Origin of the sequence: Bradyrhizobium sp. SEMIA, from assembly GCF_014844175.1 — a bacterium.
GTDB lineage: Bacteria > Pseudomonadota > Alphaproteobacteria > Rhizobiales > Xanthobacteraceae > Bradyrhizobium > Bradyrhizobium arachidis.
In genome coordinates, this window is the sequence record NZ_CP046601.1 from 5585073 (window position 1) to 5602163 (window position 17091).

Here is a 17091-nt window from a genome sequence, read left to right on the forward strand (position 1 = left end):
TGTAGCAGGGCAGCGTATCATGCCGGAGCGGTTGGGCAGGCGTAACGGGATCTGGATCTATGTGCGGCGGCGGCCGGAGCAGATCCCGGCCGCCATCGAGCCGCGGATCAATATTCGGATATCGACCGGCGTCCGGATCAAGGACGACAAGGCCGGCGTGAAGGCCGCCCGCAAGGCTGCGATCATCGAAAGCGAGCTGGAGGCGTCCTGGCGGGCCAAAGCGGGGCACGGAGCGCGTGCCGACGCCCTGGCGTTCGAACAGGCCCGTGAGCGCGCGCGCGTGCTGGCGCTGCCCTACAAGCCCGCGGAGGAGGCAGTCCGGGAGTCGATCGACGACATCCATAGGCGCTTGGCCGCGCTCGAGGTCGGCGATCGCCGCCATGATCCGGTGACTGTCGCAGCCGCGCTCGGCGGCGTGCCGCTGCCGACCATCCTCTTGTCGGGGGTGCTCGCCGAAGTCGAGATCTTCAAAGCGGCGGGCCTGGCGAAGAAGTCGCCGGAGCAGCTCCGCAAGTGGCGCAACGGCCGAACGCTGGCGATGTCCAGGCTGATCGACGTCGTCGGCGATAAGCCGTTCGACCAGCTCAGCCGTGAGGACGCGCTGCTTTTCGTCGACTGGTGGACGGAGCGCGTGGTCGACGGCGAGGTCCAGTCCGGTACCGCGAACCGTGGCCTCACGCAAATCACCGGCATGCTCTCGGCCGTGGCGCGTCGGCATCGCCGGCCGCTCGACAAGGTCTTCTCAGGCCTGATGCTCGAGGAAGAGACGTCCAGGCCGCGGCCGCCGTTCTCGGCATGGTGGATCGTCAACCGCCTGCTGGCGCCTGGCGCGCTGGACGCCATGAACGCGGAGGAGCGGGCGATCGTGCTGGTGATGATCAACACCGGCGCCAGGCCATCAGAGATCGCGAACCTGCGTGCGCCGCGGATTCATCTGGACAGCAACATCCCGCACATCCAGGTCCGCCCCGACGATCGCGTGCTCAAGACCGAATTCTCGTGGCGCGATCTGCCGCTGGTCGGCGTCTCGCTCGAGGCGATGCGCGCCTTCCCGGATGGCTTCCCGCGCTACCGCGACAAGGGCGATACGCTCTCCAAGGCGGTCAACAGTTTCTTCGCGGATCACGGCCTGCGCGAGACCGAGCGGCACACGCTCTATTCCTTGCGGCACAGCTTTAAGGATCGGCTGCGTGGCACGTCAGCGACCGACGAGATGAAAGACGAACTGATGGGTCATGACACCAAGAAGCCGAAATACGGCGCCGGCCACAGCCTGCACCTCAAGCTCGGATTCATCGAGCAGATTGCGCTGGCCCATGGGATAGATGTGCCGGCGCCCCTGGTGCTGATCAGGAAGGTGGCCAGCTAGGCCGTCGTCTGTGTGGCGCGCGCAGATGTGCTCGGGCCCGGCTGATGGGATCATTGCGGCGTCTAGCCTCGAGCTCGGCCTCGAGCCGATCCAGATAGGGCGCATACTTCTCGCCGTGCTCGAGGATGATCTCGGAGATCAACGCGATGTCGGCGAGAAGCTGGGCTTCGGTCATTGCTCGACCGCCTCATGGGCGCTCGGTGGCGTATCGAGCTGGATCCGCAAGGTGTCCATGTCGTCGAGCAGGCGCTTGATCCGCTGTCGATGATGAACATAGACCTCGGGCATCTCATTCATGTATCGCCGGATCTCGTCGCCGGCATCGCTGAGCACGTCGGAGATCATTGGTCAGCCCCTTTCCGAGGCGCCCGGCACGCCTCACCCTGGGCCGCTCCGCAAGCCATGCAGCTACCGTCCAGGTCGACCTCATTGGTCGCGCATCGCTTTGGCGGGGCGTCATCGTCTGCGGCGCCGTGTTCGATGACGCGGACGCAGTCGAACAGGCGCGCTATGATGGCCTCGCAATCGCCGAGGTCGATGTGCTGCACGCCACGGGCGAGAAGGTCGCGGCGCAGGGCGCCGGCCATGATGATGCTGACGGCGCTCATTGCTGCTTGCTCCGCTCTGCGATCGCGACCAGCACGACTGCCCGCATTGCGACCAGGTCGCCGCGCTGCGCGTAGAGTCGCCTCGTCACGTTATAGGGGTTAATGCCGAGCGCCGCCCAGAAGGCTTCCTCGCTGCCGCGGTGTTGCGCGTGCCGCGCGTTCTGATGATCGTCGCGGCACAGCGGCAAGGCGCGCGTGTCGTCGACACGCATGCCGAGCATGTTCTTCATCCCGAAAGCGGCGCATGAGTATTTCACGTGAGCTGCCTCGCCGCACGGCTCGACCCCGCAGTAAAGGCACGGCAGCTGCCGCACCTCAGCGAGGTACTTCGGATCACCTCCTCTCGGTTCTGCGAAGCCGCGCCGCGGTGCGGCCACGGTGATGCGCTTCAGCAGCGAGCCTGGCGGCTCTGGGCGGGAAATACGTTGCGGGCGGGAGAGGGTCACAGCTCAGTCATCTCCATCGCCACCACGTGCTCGGTTGCGACCTGCCGCGCATCAGCGACTAGCGCGTGAACCTCGAGCGGCGAGTAGCCGAACGAGACCAGCACCATGATGGAATCGCCGCGGTCGACGAAGGCGCCGGTCTCGACCAGGCGCGAGGCCATCTCGGCGACTTTGGCGATGCGCTGGGCACGAACGGCATCGAGGCAGAGCGGGCCGTCGGGCAGGGGATGAATGGTGATGACGGCCATTTGCCCTAGCTCCAGAAGATGCGCGAGCAATGGCAGCAGACGACGTCGCCGCAGGATCCGATCGCGTGGTGCTGGCCGTCCGGGCTGAACGCGCATCGCGCGCTGGTGCCGAACGGATCCTCGATCGCGGCCATGACGGCGCCGATCTCGCGCTCGCTGACGAAGTGGACGATCTTTGCAGTCTCGGCGTGGCGGGCCGGCTTGCGGGCGACATGCATGTCAAAATCCTCTGGCGGTTGAAGGAATTGCGGGGTGGGCGGCGGCGTTACGCCACGTGCCGCCGCCCGGCCGCGCTTTTTGTCAGGCGAAAAGATTCTGGGTGTCGTGACGGGCGTGCGGCGCGCGATGCCCGCGGTAGGAATTCCGTTTTCTGGCCGCGCGTTTGACCGCGAGTTCGAGCGCCTCGCGCGTGGCCTGATTGAACAATTCCGGATCGATGAAGCGCGGATGCAGGTTCTTCTGCTCGGCAAAGGCCTTCGACATCGTCGTGACCAGGATGCCGCGCTCGGACGGCTCCTCGATCGTGACCATCGCCTTCGGCACCCACACGGCCTTGCGGTAGACGCCGCAGTCGGAGACGAGGATCGCCTTGGCCGTCTGCTGATGACGGACGAGAACCAGGCAGGTCACGCCGGGGCTGGAGGGCGTGACCTGCCTGCGGTCGGATCCGCGAGGGCGGCCGACGTAGACGATGTTGGAGATCTCAAGAAGCTTACGCATTGACGCTACTCCGGGTTACAATCTTTTGTAGTTCCAGGACCGAGGGAATCCCACGTTGGGCGCACCAGTCGTGCTGTTTGTTTTCTTCGTGGGCGAAGTGGAAAACGAGATGCAGGTGCGCCTCCATGAGGTCATCGCGCCACAACCCAACCGGGCAGCACCTTATTGCCGACATCAGATTGGCGGCGTGGACTTGGTCCCAATAGTTGCGGCTGCGGTGCTCTTCGAGCTCACGCTTGTTCATGCTGCCTCCAGCTTCATGCGATGCTTCGTCATCAGCTCGGCGTAGCGATCGTGGATTGATGGATGGAGACACGTTCGATGACGAACCATGACGACAAGGCGCCGTTGTTGCTGCAGGGCGCGGCACAGGGCATGGCGGCGAAAATTTTGACGACGCACCTGCTCATCGCCCTGATCCAAAAAGGCGCGCTGACTTGCCGTCGCCGCTCATGAGCGATCTCCATCTTTCGACCACTCGGCCATCTGCTCGGCATATTCGCGAGCCTCCCGGCTGCCGAAGATAAGCGGCCGCGGTCCGTCGATTGCCCTGGCCACGGCGGTGACGATCAGATGCTTGACCCACTCCTCCGGCAGGTGGCCGGGCGTGGGTTTCCTGGTGCTGATGAGATGGAAGCGTTGCGCGAGACGCTTCGCGTCATTCATGAGCGTCGCGAGGGCTTTCGCTCCTTCGTCAGTCTCGCAATGGGTGCCGAGCAGCGTGACGTCGTCGTAGCGATCGCCAGTTTTGCGCTGAACGCATGCGCCGCAAGTGCCGTCATACGCGGGGCGGACAACGTAGTCGCCAACGGCGGGCGCGACAGCCTGGGCAACTTTCGGTCTGACGGACGGCATGGAGGGCTCCCGTGAAGCAGTGGCGCGGGAGACAACTTAGAAATCTACATGAAACATGTCAACACGAATCGTGTAGGTTTATAGCCGGCGTGCGTTTTTCAGGTCGCATCCGCCTCGCTGGGCCTGGGAATTGATGAACCCGACGTTGACCTTTGTGAACCTCTTCGTCGCGTTCGCCGGTACGATGTCATAGACCGTCTGCGAGTTGTCATTAAGCAAGGTGCCGCTTTTTCCAAAGAATCGGCAGCTAACCGTCACGTCTTTCACGGCGTAGGCGTTGCCGTTCTTGATTGTGAAGTTCATTATGCCGACGCTGTTAAAGCCGCCCTTTTCCCAGGACTGGTCAGTGATATCCATCCGATCCGTGACGGGCCGCTGTAGCTCTGCAAGCTCGGCTTTGAGCTCCGCGGCTCGCTTCTCCGCTCTCGCCTTATCGCCGGCGACCTTCGTGCGCCATGCGGCGGGGTCGGTGATGTTCTGGGATTTGGCCTTTCGCAAATCGGCATCATCAGCGAAGCCGGCCGCTACCGCTGCGGCATCTCTCAACCGCGCATCGGCAGCAGCGGCAGCCCTCTGGGACTGAATCTCTTGAAGAGAATAACAAATAAGGATTACGAAGAAGCAGAAGAGGCCGATACTGATGGCACGCAAGATAGGAGATGGCTGTTTACGCGCGGCGGCCAAGCTTGGAAGCGGCGGAGGCTCGGTCATGGGGTGCGTAGTATCTGGTGCATTCGTCTCCTACTCGCTTGGTCGAGGCTCTTCCATTTGCCTCGGCGAACGACGGAGTGCACCTCAGTGGCGCTCTGGATTTTGACGTTCCTTATCGGCGGCGCATTGAAGCTTTCCAGGTCAAACTGGCCCTTGCGCGCACCTTGAACAATGCGCTTGAGGAAACGGCTGCCTTCCGTCGTAGTGACCAGCGATTCGACGTTCAGCAGCTCTGACGGTGGCTGCTGGCGCTTGACCACGATGATGATGTCGCCATTGTCATAGCGCGGGAACATGGAATCGCCCGCGACCCTGAAAGCTGCGGCGTTCTCAGGAAGCGGGAAGGGGACCTCAATTTCCTCGAGACCGTCCGGGCCGGTATTCTCTGCGCTGGTGTCGACCACGCCGCCGGCCCCGACCAGACCTTCGACGATTGCGATATTCCGCCGGGTTGACGCGCCCTCCTCGGTCAGAAGCCAACTGGCGGTCACCTTGAATGCACGGGCGTATTTCTCGGCGACATCCACAGAATATTCGTTTTGCCCGTTCTCGTGGGCGGCATAGGTCGATGACGGCCAGCCGAACTTCTTCGCTGCAGCCATTGCACTTGAAAATCCAGCTTTTCTGCGCGCTTGGCGCAGCCGTTCGCCCATGGTCTCCATGGGCGCATAGTCACAAAATGTGTTGACACAAGTCATGTTGACCAAATCAACACGAATCATGTAGGTCACTCGCTTATGGGACAGGATGATTCGCAGAAAACGGTCTCGGACGTGTTCGCCGCTTTCGGTGGTCCGACCGACTTCGCGCGGACGTTCGGTTTGAGGCGCCCGTCGACGGCTTCGGAGATGAAGCGCCGGGAGAGCATCTCAGTCGATCTATGGCCCTCGATCGTCGCCGCCGCTTCGGAGCGTGGCATCGATTGGCTGACTTACGAGTCGTTGACCTTGATGCACGCCAGGCCTCTACAACCGGTGGGGGAAGTGCGATGAGCCGCAAGGTACGTTCCCGCACCGGAACCGGTAAGCCCGTTGGTCCTTCGGAGGCCCGCTGTTTTGCCCCTGTGGAAAACTCGACTCGCGCTTACCGCGAAAGTTTTTGTACTGCCGATAGTCCGAATTCGCGCGGTGTGGATAGCTGTGGAAAACTCGCGCCACGCCTCCAGTTCAAGGCTTTCCCGATGGTGAGCCGCGAACTGCGGCTCCGCAAGCGGGGGCGCAGCATGACGGGTCTGGTGGTGAATGACCAAGTTGCAGCGCCTGAAGCTTGCGGCCTTGAAGCAGCAGAAGGGGCGCTGTCATTATTGCCGATCCCCGCTCTCGATCGAGTGCGCGACAGCCGATCACAAATGGCCGCAGTGCCGGCGAGGGCGCACCTGGCGGGGCAATATCGTGGCCGCCTGCCAGCCCTGCAACGGCGCGAAGGGATCGATGCCGTACTTTCCATTCATGAAGTTGATCACGCGCGGTTTTCCGCGCGGTGCGCCGGCGCGGATCATTGTGATCTGGTCGTCGCGGCGCATCTGGATGCGCGCGCATCGGGCCTGCGCCGCGATACGGGTGTCCGCGGCCTGAATTTCCTATCCCAAGCGAAAGCAACCGAAGGCAAAGCGGCGAGCACGGGCCATGCCATGATGGGGCCCGCGTCGATGGGGTTGCGAGTAGGCGAACCGGCGTGGACCGGGAAGCTGAGTTGGCCGGCTTTAGGGCGATCCTCAAACGTCAGCGAACGGGGCGTGACAGCGGGAGAGACTGCACTGATTTCTCAGGCATCGTCGCACGAAAAGCGGAGACCAGACGCGAGCGGCGAGCTTCCTGGTACGGATCCGGAAACGTCATCTTCGCCGGGCCGTAAGATGGGCGGCGCATACCGCAATCGCGACGTGACGGCCGGGAGAGACCGGCAACCGAGCTTTGGCAGTGCCAATTCTTATTCTGCCATCGGAAGCGCGAGAGGCACTAGCGCCATGCTCCATCCCGGGGTCGTAGATGGGACAACCGCAAACCTTGCAGGCCGGGACAGCGGTGACAGGGCGGAAAGACGCTCAACCAGTTTCATGCAGGGTAGAGCAGCCCGGTCAGCTCGTGTGGCTCATAACCACAAGGTCGTCAGTTCGAATCTGACCCCTGCAACCAATTCTGATATTATCGGGAAGCGCAGCGGTCCCGAACCGACGATCCTGGGTCGCGGGATAGGTGAGGGGTTGTCCACGCGACAACGATTGCCTCTCGTGGGATCGCTGCGTGCTTCCAATCACAGTTCGGGCGACGGCCTTGGCATCCATCAGCCCGGGTCAATGACACGTGGGTTCGCCATCGTGCGTCAACCTGCGTCGGGAAGGGCGCGTCAACGCGCTAAGTGCCCCGCCGTCGCCCGGAGCTTTTCAGGGAGGACGATATGAGCGAGGAGCTTCCCCTAGTCGGGGTCATTGCCAAGCTTGAGCTTGAGCCGACTGACATCGTTATTTTGAAAACGAGGGAGCATCTTTCCCACGAAGTCGCGCGTCGGATCGTGGAGACCTTCAAGAACAGCCTAAAGATCCAGAACAAGATCGTTGTGCTCGACGGCGGCATGGAGCTCCAAGTCGTTTCGCCGGCGCACGTGGATCCGACCAGGGAAGATCTCCTCAAGCCGATCGGCAATGACGGCGTCGTCAACGCCGCGATCTGCTTCAACTCGCTGCTTCTGGTCGCCGACGTCCACGTTACCGAGGAGATGGTGGCGACCTGGACGCAAGATCAGATGGACTGCGCCTATGACTGGGCGATGCGGATTCACCTCCATGCCAGTGACAACGACGACGCGTTTGTCCCGGATCGACCTGACTTCATTCCGAAATCCGCGAGGCTCGCCGTCACCGACAGCTGAAGCCTTCGCATCGAGTTTCCAGTAGCGTCACCAGCGTATCCCGACATCACCTGCAGCTGCACCCGTTCGGTCATTTCCGGGCGTGAGCTTCTGCGTCCTTGCAACAGGAGGCAATCCGATGCTTGCCGACCAACCGATGCTGCGCGCCGTGGTCACCGCGGTCCTGGTCCACATCCTGATCGGCTCGCTGGTCTGGATGTTCGCCTACAGCCGCGGGCGCCTCGCGCGCGTCTACGGGACCGAGCTGACCGGATCGGGCGAGGTGCTCGATTTCATCGGCAACCTCCTGATCACCCTGGTGCTGATCGCCGGGTGGCCCATCGCATTGATCGGCATCCGCAAGGGCAGGCTGCAATGATCCCCATCATCGATATCCTGATGGCGCTGCTGCCCATCATCCTCATTCTGATCGCGCTTCTGTTGGCGTGCGCGCTACGGATCGTCAGCCGAGGGGCCGCGTTCGGTTCGTCGCCTTCCGCGGTGGCGGGCGATCCGTTCTTCTATCCCTTCGGCGAGATCCAGACCGTTCCGCGCGAGCGCTTCTTGTTGCCGCTCGTTCCGGGCGAGAGCGTCTCGCTCAAGTATGGTCGCGGCGGGCGCAAGCGCGACGCCAGCGACTTCCGCGCATGGGGCATCCCAGACACGTACACACGGTCCCCGGTCGCCCTCCGGCGGAACGAGAGCGGCGGCCGTCCTGCATCCCTGTCGGGGACGGCCGTCGTTCTCACCTTCCGAGGGCCGCTGACGCCGCGGGATCTCGATCTCGTTAAGGCGCGGCAGTTTCAGACCGAAGAGATTGCGCGCGTATTCGGTGGCGCCCCGAAGAGGGATGTGTGATGCAGCAGCACCTAACCCGCCTCGAGCAGGCCAACCTGATTGCGGGCCACGCTGTGTCTTATGCCACGGCGTTCCTCGACGATCGCCATTCCGTGCAGCAGCTCGCGGACAATGCAGATCGGCTCTTTCTCGATCTCATGGTGATCGAAGATCCGGAGACCACGTCTTTCCTGATCCCGGTGAAACTGCTCGTCATCACCATGATGCGCACTGCACGGGTGGTGCGCGACGTCTCGCGCTGGCCATCGCATGAAGATCGCTGGCACGCCGTCATGGCCGCCCTGGTCGAACTCGTGATGCAACAAAGCCGGCAGCTCAATAAGGATCGCAGATGAAGCCACTCTCCGAGCACCTGACAGTGCTGATCGCGACCGCCGAAGACATGATGCGGCGCCCCTTGCATCAGATGCCGACGCACTTGCCGGCCGGCTTCTCAGAGGTCGCCGCGGCCGTCAAGCATGCAGACAACTCGCCTTGCGACGGCATCCGCTCCACGCGCGCCGGTGTCGTGATGTGCACGGCGATCGAGGCCTTCTTCGCGGAGCCGGATTCGCAAGCTTACTGGCAGATGCTGATCGGCGCGACGCTGCCGCTGCTCCGCCGCGCTGCCTGGCAGGCGCTCCGCAATGAACGCGCGGTGTCGGAGGAGATGCGGCGATGACCGAAGTTCTCCGGCTCCGCGCCGAATACGCCGAGCTGCACCGTGAGGTCCTCGACCTGTCGCGAGACGAGATGCGCAACCGGGTCGCCCTCGATCGTCTGCAGCTTCGCGAGCAGGAAATCGTTGACGCGCTCCGCAAGCTGGGCGCGTCGGTTTACCCTGGCGAGGCGAGGGCGCACTGATGGCCGATCGCTCGCTCCCGCAGGCGCAAGCCTATCCGTTGCAGTGGCCATCCGGCTTCCCGCGCTGGAAGCACGGCCGCGGTCCGGGCTCGTTCAAGACCAACTTCGAGACAGCCTTGCGCAACGTCAAGAAGAGCCTCGAGCTCTTCGCCAAGGACAGCGGCAAGAAGATCGAAGACCCGGTGTTGTCGAGCAACATCGACTTCAACCCGCTGACGATCAATACCGGCACACGCCCGGCCGATCCCGGTGTCGCCGTCTGGTTCTCCTGGGACGGCCTGCAGGTCTGCATCCCCGTCGATCGCTACGACACGCCGGCGGCCAACCTGCAGGCGATCCATCACATCATCGAGGCGCGCCGCGTCGAGCTTCGCCACGGCACGCTCGCGCTGGTGCGCGCCACCTTCTCCGGCTTTCAGGCGTTGCCGGCGCCGCAAGGCAAGCACTGGCGCGACATCCTGCAGGTCGGGGGCAACGCGACCAGGGCGGTGATCGAGGCCAACTACAAGCGCCTGGCGCAGGAGTTTCATCCTGACCGCGAAGGCGGCTCGATCGAGAAGATGTCCGAGCTCAACGCCGCGCGCGACGCGGCGATCGCGGAGGTCGGTTGATGAAAGGCCAGCGTGATCTTCCACCTGAAGAGATCCTCGGCGAGGTCGATCGCCGCCTCGGCGCCGCGCTTCGCCAGGTCGCCAATAGCGCACTCGGCATGCCCGGCTCCGTCGACACCTTCAAGGCCATGCTCGATCGCGCCGGCCTCGCGCTGGTGCTGACGGAAGAGCTTCGCCCGTGATGATCAATTCCGAAATTCCGGCCGCGAGCCGGTGAACATGGAGCATGACACATGAGTGTGACTGTAAAGACCGAGAGCGCAGCGCCGCTTCTCGTTAAGGCCGACCCGGCTTCGCCGGCATTGAAAGTTGAAGGTCTATCGACCGTTCTGGTCAAGGCTGGCACGCACTTCGCCGGTGTGAGCTTCGCGGCCGATACCGAGGTGAAGATCACCTCACTCGAGCCGGGCAATGATTATCTGGTCGAGATCAACGATGGCGAGCTGGTCGCGGTGAAATTTGCCGATGGCGGCGGCGGTCTCTGTCTCGGCGGCTTCCACTTCGCCCCTGGCGGCAATGCAGCTGCGCGCAGTGGGGGCGACGACGCGTCCGCGATCAACCCGTCTTCGCTATGGGACCGCAATTTCCGGCCCGCATGCGCCGATCCGCGCGGCATGGCGCTTGTAACGGCGCCGGGTCGTCAGTTCTGGTGCGATATCTATCTGACAGGCGTCAATCATCTCGAGAACGGCACCAGCGCCTTCGATGTGTTGATCGCCGATGGCGATGATTGCCCGCTCGACCCCGCGACCGGGAAGGCGTTCAAGCGGTTCGACTATGCCACGGCCTGCGCGGTGGCGCAGCATCACGGCAAGCAGCTTTTGTCGTTCGATGAGTTCGCGGCCGCGACGATCGGCGTTACCGAGCGCACCGCCATCGGCAGCGACCCTGAGCGCACCAATCTCGATGCGCCTCGCACCAGCCGTTTTGGGCTGATGCAGGCGACCGGCAATCTGTGGATCTGGGGTCACGATGGCGATCCCGACGAGCCGCGCGCTTCGATCCTCGGCGGGTCCTGGTGGAGCGGGGGCGACGCGGGCTCGCGCTTCGCACACCTCGACCACTGGGCGGAGAACTCGCGCGAGGACGTCGGCGCTCGCGGCCGCAGTGATCACCTGCAACTCGGCTAGGCGGAGCGGCAGCGACGCCCTTGAGTGATGCACCTTCGATGATCGTCAAGGACGACAGTTCGGCAACGGAAGCCCTGGCGATCGTCGAAAAATACGAGGCCTTCGTGACTTATCTCTATCCGATCCTGCAGAATAGTCCGCGCAAGCATGGCGTCCTCCGGGACGCCGTGCTTGCCGCATTGTTCACGCCAATCGGTGGGCTCTATCATGCGGCAAAGTCTCGGCAGATCTCGAGGCTCTATGCGATCGATGCTGAGTTTGCAACGCTGCGTGCCTTTCTGCGCTTTCTGGCGCGCGGCGAGATCAAGATCCTGACGCCGAAACAGCATGTCACCGCTCTGGCCCTCCTGGCGCAGCCGGGCGGCATGCTGAACGCATGGCAGAAGAAGCTGGTGGCGGCGTCGTTAGCAAGCAAGAATTCGCGGACCTTCGGCCCGCGGATGGGGGAGACGGGGCAATGATGTCGCCGCGCGCTTCGATCCTCGGCGGGTCCTGGTGGAACGAGGGCAACGCGGGCTCGCGCTACGCAAACCTCGACAACTGGGCGGAGAACTCGAACGAGAACATCGGCGCTCGCGGCCGCAGTGACGACGGATCCGTGATTATCGCTCGGCGCGGGCCATGGCCTCGCCGGCCGGTCACATCAAAACTGTGGTCAGCCCGCTTCTCCTGCTTCGGCAAACACACTGCGCGGTCCGGCAGAGCGGGGCGTAGCGGCACCATAAGGTGTCGTCGAGACCCGCGGCCGGCTTCTCCATCGTGCCCGCCCATTGGAATTGGAATGATAGGGAGCCGCGCAATGGCGCGACGCTACCGCAACCTCATCGGCAAGGTCACCTCGCTCAGCAACATGGAAGCCGCCCTGCGTCTTACCGCAGCCGGTAAGCGGCTGACGCCGGGCTATCTCGAGTTCAAGGAATTTTCAGCGCTCAATCTCGCAGACCTCGCCAGAGATATGGCCACCGGCCGCTACCAGGCAGGTGAGCCCCACGAATTCTTCATCCTGGATCCCAAGCGGCGCCTGATCCAGGCGCTGCCGTTCCGTGACCGGATCGCACAGCAGGCACTCTGCCTAGTGATCGGTCCGATCTTCGATTCTGCGATGCTGCCGCGAGCCTATGCCTGTCGGCCGGGTAAGGGCACCCATGCCGGTGTGATCCAGCTGCAGAGCGACCTCAGGCGCGAGGCCCGCGCTGGGGACCTCTATTTCCTCAAGACCGACTTCTCGCGCTATTTCGCCTCGATCGAGCGCAGCGTGTTGTGGCGGCTGATCGAGGCGAAGATCTCGTGCAAGGCCACGCTGACGCTGATCCAGGCGATGGTGCCACGATCCGGCATTGGCCTGCCGATCGGCAGTCTGACCTCGCAGATCTTCGCCAACGTCTATGCCGGTGCCACGATCGATCGTCACCTGCAGCAGGATCTCGGCGAGCGGCTCTGGTATCGCTACATGGATGATCTCGTCGTGCTCGGCCGCTCCTCAGAGCATCTGCGCGCCCTCAAGGACGAGATCGAGACCTACGCTGCCCGCGAGCTCGGCTTGCGCTTCTCGAAATGGCAGGTCGCGAGCGTCTCCCGAGGCGTCAACTTCCTCGGCTATCGCATCTGGGCCAGCCACAAGCTACTGCGCCGCGACAGCGTGATCCGCGCCAGGCGGACCATCGCGGCGCTGCGAGCCCGCGGCGATGACGAGCGGCTGCACGAATTCCTCGCGGCATGGCTCGGCCATGCCAGCTGGGCCGACAGCGGCAATCTGATCAAAAGCCTCGGATTGCCTCAACAGTGGGATAAGCGGTGATGGCGGACAGATCCGCGATCGAATGGACGGATGCGAGTTGGAATCCGATCCGCGCGCGCAACCTCAAGACCGGCAGGGTCGGCTGGCACTGTGAGCACGCCACTACCGGATGCGAGCACTGCTATTCCGAGGGCTTCAACAAACGCCTCGGCACTGGCCTTCCGTTCAAGCCCGGCCACCGCAAAGACATCGAGGTATTCCTCGACGAAGAGATGCTGACCCAGCCGCTGCGCTGGAAGAAGCCGCGCAGGATTTTTGTATGCTCGATGACGGACGCCTTTGCGGACTTCGTCACCGACGAGATGCTCGACAGGATGTTCGCCGTGATGGCGCTGGCGACGCAACACACGTTCCAGGTGCTGACGAAGCGCGCGAAGCGGATGCGGGAGTATCTCTGCGGCGATTGGGCTCATCGTTCCTACGGCATAGCGAAGGCGCTTCCGGGTTTCGCGTTCGGTAAGATCAACATTGTTAGCGGCTCGCTCCCGAACGTCTGGCTGGGTGTCTCGGCAGAGCGGCAGCCTGAGGCCGATGAGCGGATTCCGGACTTGCTCGCGACGCCCGCGGTGGTGCGGTTTGTCTCGATTGAGCCGATGCTCGGGCCGATCACGCTCTATTCCGTGGGCGGCCGTACCTGGGCGCAAGATTCTCTAACCATCGTGCATGACGCGCTCGCCGGCTTCCGCGGCGATCAGGCCAACACAGCCAAGCTGGACTGGGTGATCGTTGGAGGCGAAAGCGGCCGATCGGCGCGCCCAATGCATCCCGATTGGGCGAGGGCTCTGCGCGATCAGTGCGCTTCTGCCAAGGTTGCGTTCCTCTTCAAGCAGTGGGGCGAGTGGGCTCCACAAATTGGCGCCGGCGATGGATGGTCGATAGCCGACAATCCGGAGATCAGCCGGTTCGATCATCGCGAATGGGAAGATGGCCGCTGGAGCGAAGTCTTCCGCCCAATGTGGTGTGATTTCCAAGACGGCAACTACGACGAAGCCCAGACGGTTTCGCGGATCGGCAAGAAGGCCGCGGGCCGGCTCCTTGACGGCGTCGAGCACAACGAATTCCCGCGGGTGCCGGCATGAGCAGGCTCCGCACCATCGATCCGAAGCCGTTCCTGCAGCGTATTCCGCGCGGTCCCAAGTCGGATGCTGGCGAGCGTCCCGAGCTGCAGTGGCTCAAGATCGCCAAGCTGCGAATCGACCCGCGCTACCAGCGGGAGATCGGCCGGCGCGGCGCCGACAACATTGTCGCTATCGTGCCGCAGTTCAGATGGGCGAAGTTTACGCCCGTGGTGGTGGCGCCGATCGGCGAGGGGCTGTTCGCCATTATCGACGGCCAGCACCGCACGACGGCGGCGGCCGCGAGCGGCTTCGAAGCCGTGCCTTGCGTGATCATCCAGGTCGACCAGGCCGACCAGGCGGACGCCTTCGTCGCCATCAACGCCAACGTCACGGCGATATCACCGCTGCAGCTGCACGCCGCCCGCCTTGCCGCCGGCAGCAAAGCTGCTGCCGAACTTACCGAGGCGTGCGCTGAGGCCGGCGTCAAGATCTGCCGTTACCCGGTCCCAGCGAACAAGATGCAACCGGGCGAGACGCTGGCGGTTGCCATGCTGCAAGCGGCACTGGAGAAGTTCGGCCGCGGCGTCCTGGTCGCGGCGCTCTGCTGCATCACCAAGACCCGCCGCGGCAATACCGGCATGATCCGGAAGGCGATCGTCCAGGCGCTATGCACCGTGCTCGAGGCCGAGCCGCAATGGCTCGCCGATCGCGCGCGGCTTATCTTCGCCATGCAGACGTTTGATTTTGCTGCCCAGTTCACGGCAGCCTCTGCCAAGTCGATCGAGTCCGCAGACACGGTTTCGGGTGCACTGGTCGAGGCCATTGCAGCCCATCTCGACGGCAAGGTCGAGCCGGAGCTGCCCGCGGCCGCTACGCCAGCCCCGGCGGCCGCGAAGTCACCTGCGTCCGCCATTGTACCAGCGGCGCCGCCAATAGCCACCGTTGCTGCGCGGGGGCCCCTTTGTATCGGCAGCCAAGAGATCTCGTTCAATGGTCGGAAGGTCCGCGTGGTTCCGCGCGCGGCCTCGCTGGTAGGCGTGCTCGCAAAGGCCATGCCGAATTGCGTCGGTGATGAATTCATCATCGCGCGGATCTGGAGCGCGCGACCGGGCAATGCGGTCGAGATGCTCGACGCGCTCGTTCACGACCTGAAGAGCCTCAAGCAGATCGGCCTCGAGGTGCGGACGCAGCGCGGTGTCGGCCGTCAGCTGGTGGAGCTGGCATGACCATGCTCGCCGCATACGATCGCGCCCGCGTCGCCCTTGCCGAGGCCGCCAAGGTGGACCAGGTGATGGCCGTCCGCGACGAGCTCGAGCACGTCAAGCTCTACGCGCGTCAGATCCAGGACCGCGCGCTGCTCGCCGATGCGACCGTGTTCCAGATGCGGGCCGAGCGGCGCCTGGGCGTCCTGCTCGCCGCGGCCAAGGAGGCGGGGCAGATCGCCGAGGGACGCAAGCGCAAGGATGGCGCCGGCGAACGTATTACGCTGCCGGACATCGGCGTCGATCGCAAGCTGTCCGCCAAGGCGCAGAAGGCGGCGGCTCTGGATGATGATGTCTTCGAGCAGCTCACCGAATCCGCCCGCGATAAGATAAAGAGTGGCGGCGCCATCCTGGTCGATCCGATTCAAGCTGCGGCCAAGGATGCCGAGATCGCCGGCCGTCGCGCGGCGCATGCGGCGCGGACCGAGAAGGGCGGCTGCATCGCCGATCTCGGCGCGCTGGCGCTGACTGGCAAGCGCTTCGGTTCGATCGGCTCGGACCCGCAGTGGAAATTCCTGACGCGCTCAGCGGCCGGCGAGGGCCGGTCGGCGAACATCCACTACAAGACTGAAGAGGTCGACAAGATCAAGGACCTCCCGGTCGGCCAGCTGCTCGCCGACGACGGCGCCTTCTATATGTGGATGGTCGACTGGTGCCCTCAGGACGCGCTCGATCTGCTGGCGCACTGGGGCCTGAAGCACGTCACCACGGCCTTCACCTGGGTCAAGCAGAACGCGTCGGGCGAGGGCTGGCACATGGGGCAGGGCTACTGGACCCGCGCCAACCCTGAGCAATGCTGGCTCGCCACCAAGGGCAACCCCAAGCGCCTCTATGCCGACGTGCGCCAGTTGATCGTCGCGCCCGTGATGGAGCACTCCCGCAAGCCCGACGAATGGCTCGACCGCATCGAGCGTCTCACCGAGGGCGATTATCTTGAGCTTCAAGCAAGGCGGCCGCGAAAGGGATGGGTTTCCTGGGGGGATGAGCTCGAATGGACGGGGGTGGCGGCATGAGGCGAGTACCTGACTTCGCGCCCAAGCTTGATCGCGCGGCGGCTTGTCGCGGGGCGGCAGCTCTCATGAAAGCCGTCAACGTGATCGGCGGTCCCGGTGATGATGCTGACCTCGTCAAGGTGATCGTTGATGAGGAAATGGCTTTGCGCGAGTTGATCCGCTTCGCACTGGTGAAGCTTGCGAGCGAGGATCAGCAATGACCCGACGCCACCGCCTCGCCACCCGCCGGCGCCACGAAACCATCGCGATCGAGCACGAAGGCCAGCGCTACAAGGTCGGGCTAGGCCGGGAAATGCTCTGCAACGGCAGCTGCGGCGGTTCGGTGCGCTTCGGCCCGATCGCTGAGGTCTTCATCAGCGCGCAGAAGGTCAACACCCAGGCCGACGTGCTAGCAAAGGATGGAGCCATACTGATGTCGCTCGCGCTGCAGTTCGGCTGCCCGCCCGACGTCATCGCCCACGCCATGAAGAGCAATCCGGACGGCACGCCGGCGTCGCCGCTGGGGCGCGCCGCGGCTTACCTGGTCGAGGGCGATCAATGAACGACGTCGAGCGCCAGATACTGCTCAATCACATCGCCATCCTCGAGGCGATGATCGCGCAGGCGGCACCTATCTCGCGGGGCCCAGGCTCGACCGTCGATATCCTGCGTCAACGCTACCGAGAGACTGCCGAGCTCGTCCGCCAATATTCACCCAACAAGACCTAAGGGAGC

Annotated in this window: 31 protein-coding genes and 1 tRNA gene; 21 read left to right on the forward strand and 11 right to left on the reverse strand. The window is 63.8% G+C overall.

Going from position 1 to position 17091, the window contains the following annotated elements; genetic code table 11:
- The first annotated feature begins 19 nt into the window (after positions 1–19).
- On the forward strand, positions 20–1369 hold the full coding sequence (locus tag FOM02_RS27105) for a molecular chaperone (RefSeq protein ID WP_265440147.1): 1350 nt from the start codon (positions 20–22) through the stop codon (positions 1367–1369).
- Here FOM02_RS27105 and FOM02_RS27110 read toward each other — a convergent pair.
- The 8 genes from FOM02_RS27110 to FOM02_RS27145 form a co-directional block, all read right to left on the reverse strand.
- The gene (locus FOM02_RS27110) at positions 1350–1544 is read right to left on the reverse strand and encodes a hypothetical protein (protein WP_265440149.1); all 195 of its coding nucleotides are present in this window, start codon (positions 1542–1544) and stop codon (positions 1350–1352) included. The genes FOM02_RS27105 and FOM02_RS27110 overlap by 20 nt on opposite strands.
- The gene (locus tag FOM02_RS27115) at positions 1541–1714 is read right to left on the reverse strand and encodes a hypothetical protein (RefSeq protein ID WP_265440150.1); all 174 of its coding nucleotides are present in this window, start codon (positions 1712–1714) and stop codon (positions 1541–1543) included. Before FOM02_RS27115 ends, FOM02_RS27110 begins: the two co-directional genes overlap by 4 nt.
- Positions 1711–1977, reverse strand: a complete 267-nt coding sequence (locus FOM02_RS27120) for a hypothetical protein (protein ID WP_265440151.1) — start codon at positions 1975–1977, stop codon at positions 1711–1713. Before FOM02_RS27120 ends, FOM02_RS27115 begins: the two co-directional genes overlap by 4 nt.
- Positions 1974–2423 (reverse strand): hypothetical protein, encoded by a 450-nt coding sequence (locus FOM02_RS27125; RefSeq protein WP_265440152.1) that lies wholly within the window; start codon positions 2421–2423, stop codon positions 1974–1976. Before FOM02_RS27125 ends, FOM02_RS27120 begins: the two co-directional genes overlap by 4 nt.
- Positions 2420–2671, reverse strand: coding sequence for a hypothetical protein (locus FOM02_RS27130; RefSeq protein ID WP_265440153.1), 252 nt, complete (start codon positions 2669–2671; stop codon positions 2420–2422). Before FOM02_RS27130 ends, FOM02_RS27125 begins: the two co-directional genes overlap by 4 nt.
- Before the next feature lie 5 nt (positions 2672–2676).
- Complete coding sequence (locus FOM02_RS27135) at positions 2677–2889, reverse strand: hypothetical protein (protein ID WP_265440154.1); 213 nt, start codon at positions 2887–2889, stop codon at positions 2677–2679.
- Positions 2890–2971: 82 nt separating this feature from the next.
- Positions 2972–3391, reverse strand: coding sequence for a hypothetical protein (locus FOM02_RS27140; RefSeq protein ID WP_265440155.1), 420 nt, complete (start codon positions 3389–3391; stop codon positions 2972–2974).
- Positions 3384–3635: a hypothetical protein gene (locus FOM02_RS27145; protein WP_265440157.1), complete on the reverse strand. Its 252-nt coding sequence runs from the start codon at positions 3633–3635 to the stop codon at positions 3384–3386. Before FOM02_RS27145 ends, FOM02_RS27140 begins: the two co-directional genes overlap by 8 nt.
- 77 nt (positions 3636–3712) lie before the next feature.
- Between FOM02_RS27145 and FOM02_RS27150 the strand changes: the two genes are divergently transcribed.
- Positions 3713–3847: a hypothetical protein gene (locus FOM02_RS27150; protein ID WP_265440158.1), complete on the forward strand. Its 135-nt coding sequence runs from the start codon at positions 3713–3715 to the stop codon at positions 3845–3847.
- On the opposite strand, the gene FOM02_RS27155 is transcribed toward FOM02_RS27150, so the two are convergent.
- The 3 genes from FOM02_RS27155 to FOM02_RS27165 form a co-directional block, all read right to left on the reverse strand.
- Positions 3842–4246, reverse strand: coding sequence for a hypothetical protein (locus FOM02_RS27155; RefSeq protein ID WP_265440159.1), 405 nt, complete (start codon positions 4244–4246; stop codon positions 3842–3844). The genes FOM02_RS27150 and FOM02_RS27155 overlap by 6 nt on opposite strands.
- A 78-nt stretch (positions 4247–4324) precedes the next feature.
- Positions 4325–4957: a hypothetical protein gene (locus FOM02_RS27160; protein ID WP_265440160.1), complete on the reverse strand. Its 633-nt coding sequence runs from the start codon at positions 4955–4957 to the stop codon at positions 4325–4327.
- The gene (locus FOM02_RS27165; protein WP_265440161.1) at positions 4954–5679 is read right to left on the reverse strand and encodes an XRE family transcriptional regulator; all 726 of its coding nucleotides are present in this window, start codon (positions 5677–5679) and stop codon (positions 4954–4956) included. Before FOM02_RS27165 ends, FOM02_RS27160 begins: the two co-directional genes overlap by 4 nt.
- Before the next feature lie 519 nt (positions 5680–6198).
- Here FOM02_RS27165 and FOM02_RS47200 point away from each other — a divergent pair.
- The 19 genes from FOM02_RS47200 (at position 6199) to FOM02_RS27260 (ending at position 17085) form a co-directional block, all read left to right on the forward strand.
- Positions 6199–6531: an HNH endonuclease gene (locus FOM02_RS47200; protein WP_416207712.1), complete on the forward strand. Its 333-nt coding sequence runs from the start codon at positions 6199–6201 to the stop codon at positions 6529–6531.
- Between the two features lie 483 nt (positions 6532–7014).
- Positions 7015–7092, forward strand: a tRNA-Met gene (locus FOM02_RS27175).
- A gap of 262 nt (positions 7093–7354) precedes the next feature.
- Positions 7355–7825 carry a hypothetical protein gene (locus FOM02_RS27180; RefSeq protein WP_265440163.1) on the forward strand — a complete coding sequence of 157 codons (471 nt, stop codon included), beginning with the start codon at positions 7355–7357 and terminating at the stop codon, positions 7823–7825.
- Between the two features lie 118 nt (positions 7826–7943).
- On the forward strand, positions 7944–8183 hold the full coding sequence (locus FOM02_RS27185) for a hypothetical protein (protein WP_265440164.1): 240 nt from the start codon (positions 7944–7946) through the stop codon (positions 8181–8183).
- A complete protein-coding gene (locus tag FOM02_RS27190) occupies positions 8180–8662 on the forward strand; it encodes a hypothetical protein (protein WP_265440165.1) in 483 nt (160 codons plus the stop codon). The genes FOM02_RS27185 and FOM02_RS27190 overlap by 4 nt, the downstream gene beginning before the upstream one ends.
- Positions 8659–8997 (forward strand): hypothetical protein, encoded by a 339-nt coding sequence (locus tag FOM02_RS27195; RefSeq protein WP_265440167.1) that lies wholly within the window; start codon positions 8659–8661, stop codon positions 8995–8997. Before FOM02_RS27190 ends, FOM02_RS27195 begins: the two co-directional genes overlap by 4 nt.
- Positions 8994–9323 (forward strand): hypothetical protein, encoded by a 330-nt coding sequence (locus FOM02_RS27200; RefSeq protein ID WP_265440168.1) that lies wholly within the window; start codon positions 8994–8996, stop codon positions 9321–9323. Before FOM02_RS27195 ends, FOM02_RS27200 begins: the two co-directional genes overlap by 4 nt.
- Positions 9320–9505, forward strand: a complete 186-nt coding sequence (locus FOM02_RS27205) for a hypothetical protein (protein WP_265440169.1) — start codon at positions 9320–9322, stop codon at positions 9503–9505. The genes FOM02_RS27200 and FOM02_RS27205 overlap by 4 nt, the downstream gene beginning before the upstream one ends.
- The gene (locus tag FOM02_RS27210; protein WP_265440170.1) at positions 9505–10116 is read left to right on the forward strand and encodes a J domain-containing protein; all 612 of its coding nucleotides are present in this window, start codon (positions 9505–9507) and stop codon (positions 10114–10116) included. Before FOM02_RS27205 ends, FOM02_RS27210 begins: the two co-directional genes overlap by 1 nt.
- Entirely contained in the window at positions 10116–10298 is a 183-nt protein-coding gene (locus FOM02_RS27215; RefSeq protein ID WP_265440171.1) for a hypothetical protein, read from the forward strand. The genes FOM02_RS27210 and FOM02_RS27215 overlap by 1 nt, the downstream gene beginning before the upstream one ends.
- Before the next feature lie 51 nt (positions 10299–10349).
- Entirely contained in the window at positions 10350–11246 is an 897-nt protein-coding gene (locus FOM02_RS27220) for a hypothetical protein (RefSeq protein WP_265440173.1), read from the forward strand.
- A 38-nt stretch (positions 11247–11284) separates the two neighbouring features.
- On the forward strand, positions 11285–11707 hold the full coding sequence (gene avd, locus FOM02_RS27225) for a diversity-generating retroelement protein Avd (protein ID WP_265440174.1): 423 nt from the start codon (positions 11285–11287) through the stop codon (positions 11705–11707).
- A 338-nt stretch (positions 11708–12045) separates the two neighbouring features.
- Positions 12046–13044 carry a reverse transcriptase/maturase family protein gene (locus FOM02_RS27230; RefSeq protein ID WP_265440176.1) on the forward strand — a complete coding sequence of 333 codons (999 nt, stop codon included), beginning with the start codon at positions 12046–12048 and terminating at the stop codon, positions 13042–13044.
- The gene (locus tag FOM02_RS27235) at positions 13044–14123 is read left to right on the forward strand and encodes a DUF5131 family protein (protein WP_265442206.1); all 1080 of its coding nucleotides are present in this window, start codon (positions 13044–13046) and stop codon (positions 14121–14123) included. Before FOM02_RS27230 ends, FOM02_RS27235 begins: the two co-directional genes overlap by 1 nt.
- Entirely contained in the window at positions 14120–15328 is a 1209-nt protein-coding gene (locus FOM02_RS27240; RefSeq protein WP_265440177.1) for a ParB N-terminal domain-containing protein, read from the forward strand. The genes FOM02_RS27235 and FOM02_RS27240 overlap by 4 nt, the downstream gene beginning before the upstream one ends.
- A complete protein-coding gene (locus tag FOM02_RS27245) occupies positions 15325–16377 on the forward strand; it encodes an MT-A70 family methyltransferase (protein ID WP_265440178.1) in 1053 nt (350 codons plus the stop codon). The genes FOM02_RS27240 and FOM02_RS27245 overlap by 4 nt, the downstream gene beginning before the upstream one ends.
- A gap of 65 nt (positions 16378–16442) precedes the next feature.
- Entirely contained in the window at positions 16443–16577 is a 135-nt protein-coding gene (locus FOM02_RS27250) for a hypothetical protein (RefSeq protein WP_265440179.1), read from the forward strand.
- Positions 16574–16918, forward strand: a complete 345-nt coding sequence (locus tag FOM02_RS27255; protein ID WP_265440180.1) for a hypothetical protein — start codon at positions 16574–16576, stop codon at positions 16916–16918. The genes FOM02_RS27250 and FOM02_RS27255 overlap by 4 nt, the downstream gene beginning before the upstream one ends.
- Positions 16915–17085: a hypothetical protein gene (locus FOM02_RS27260; RefSeq protein ID WP_265440181.1), complete on the forward strand. Its 171-nt coding sequence runs from the start codon at positions 16915–16917 to the stop codon at positions 17083–17085. Before FOM02_RS27255 ends, FOM02_RS27260 begins: the two co-directional genes overlap by 4 nt.
- The last annotated feature ends 6 nt before the right edge of the window (positions 17086–17091 follow it).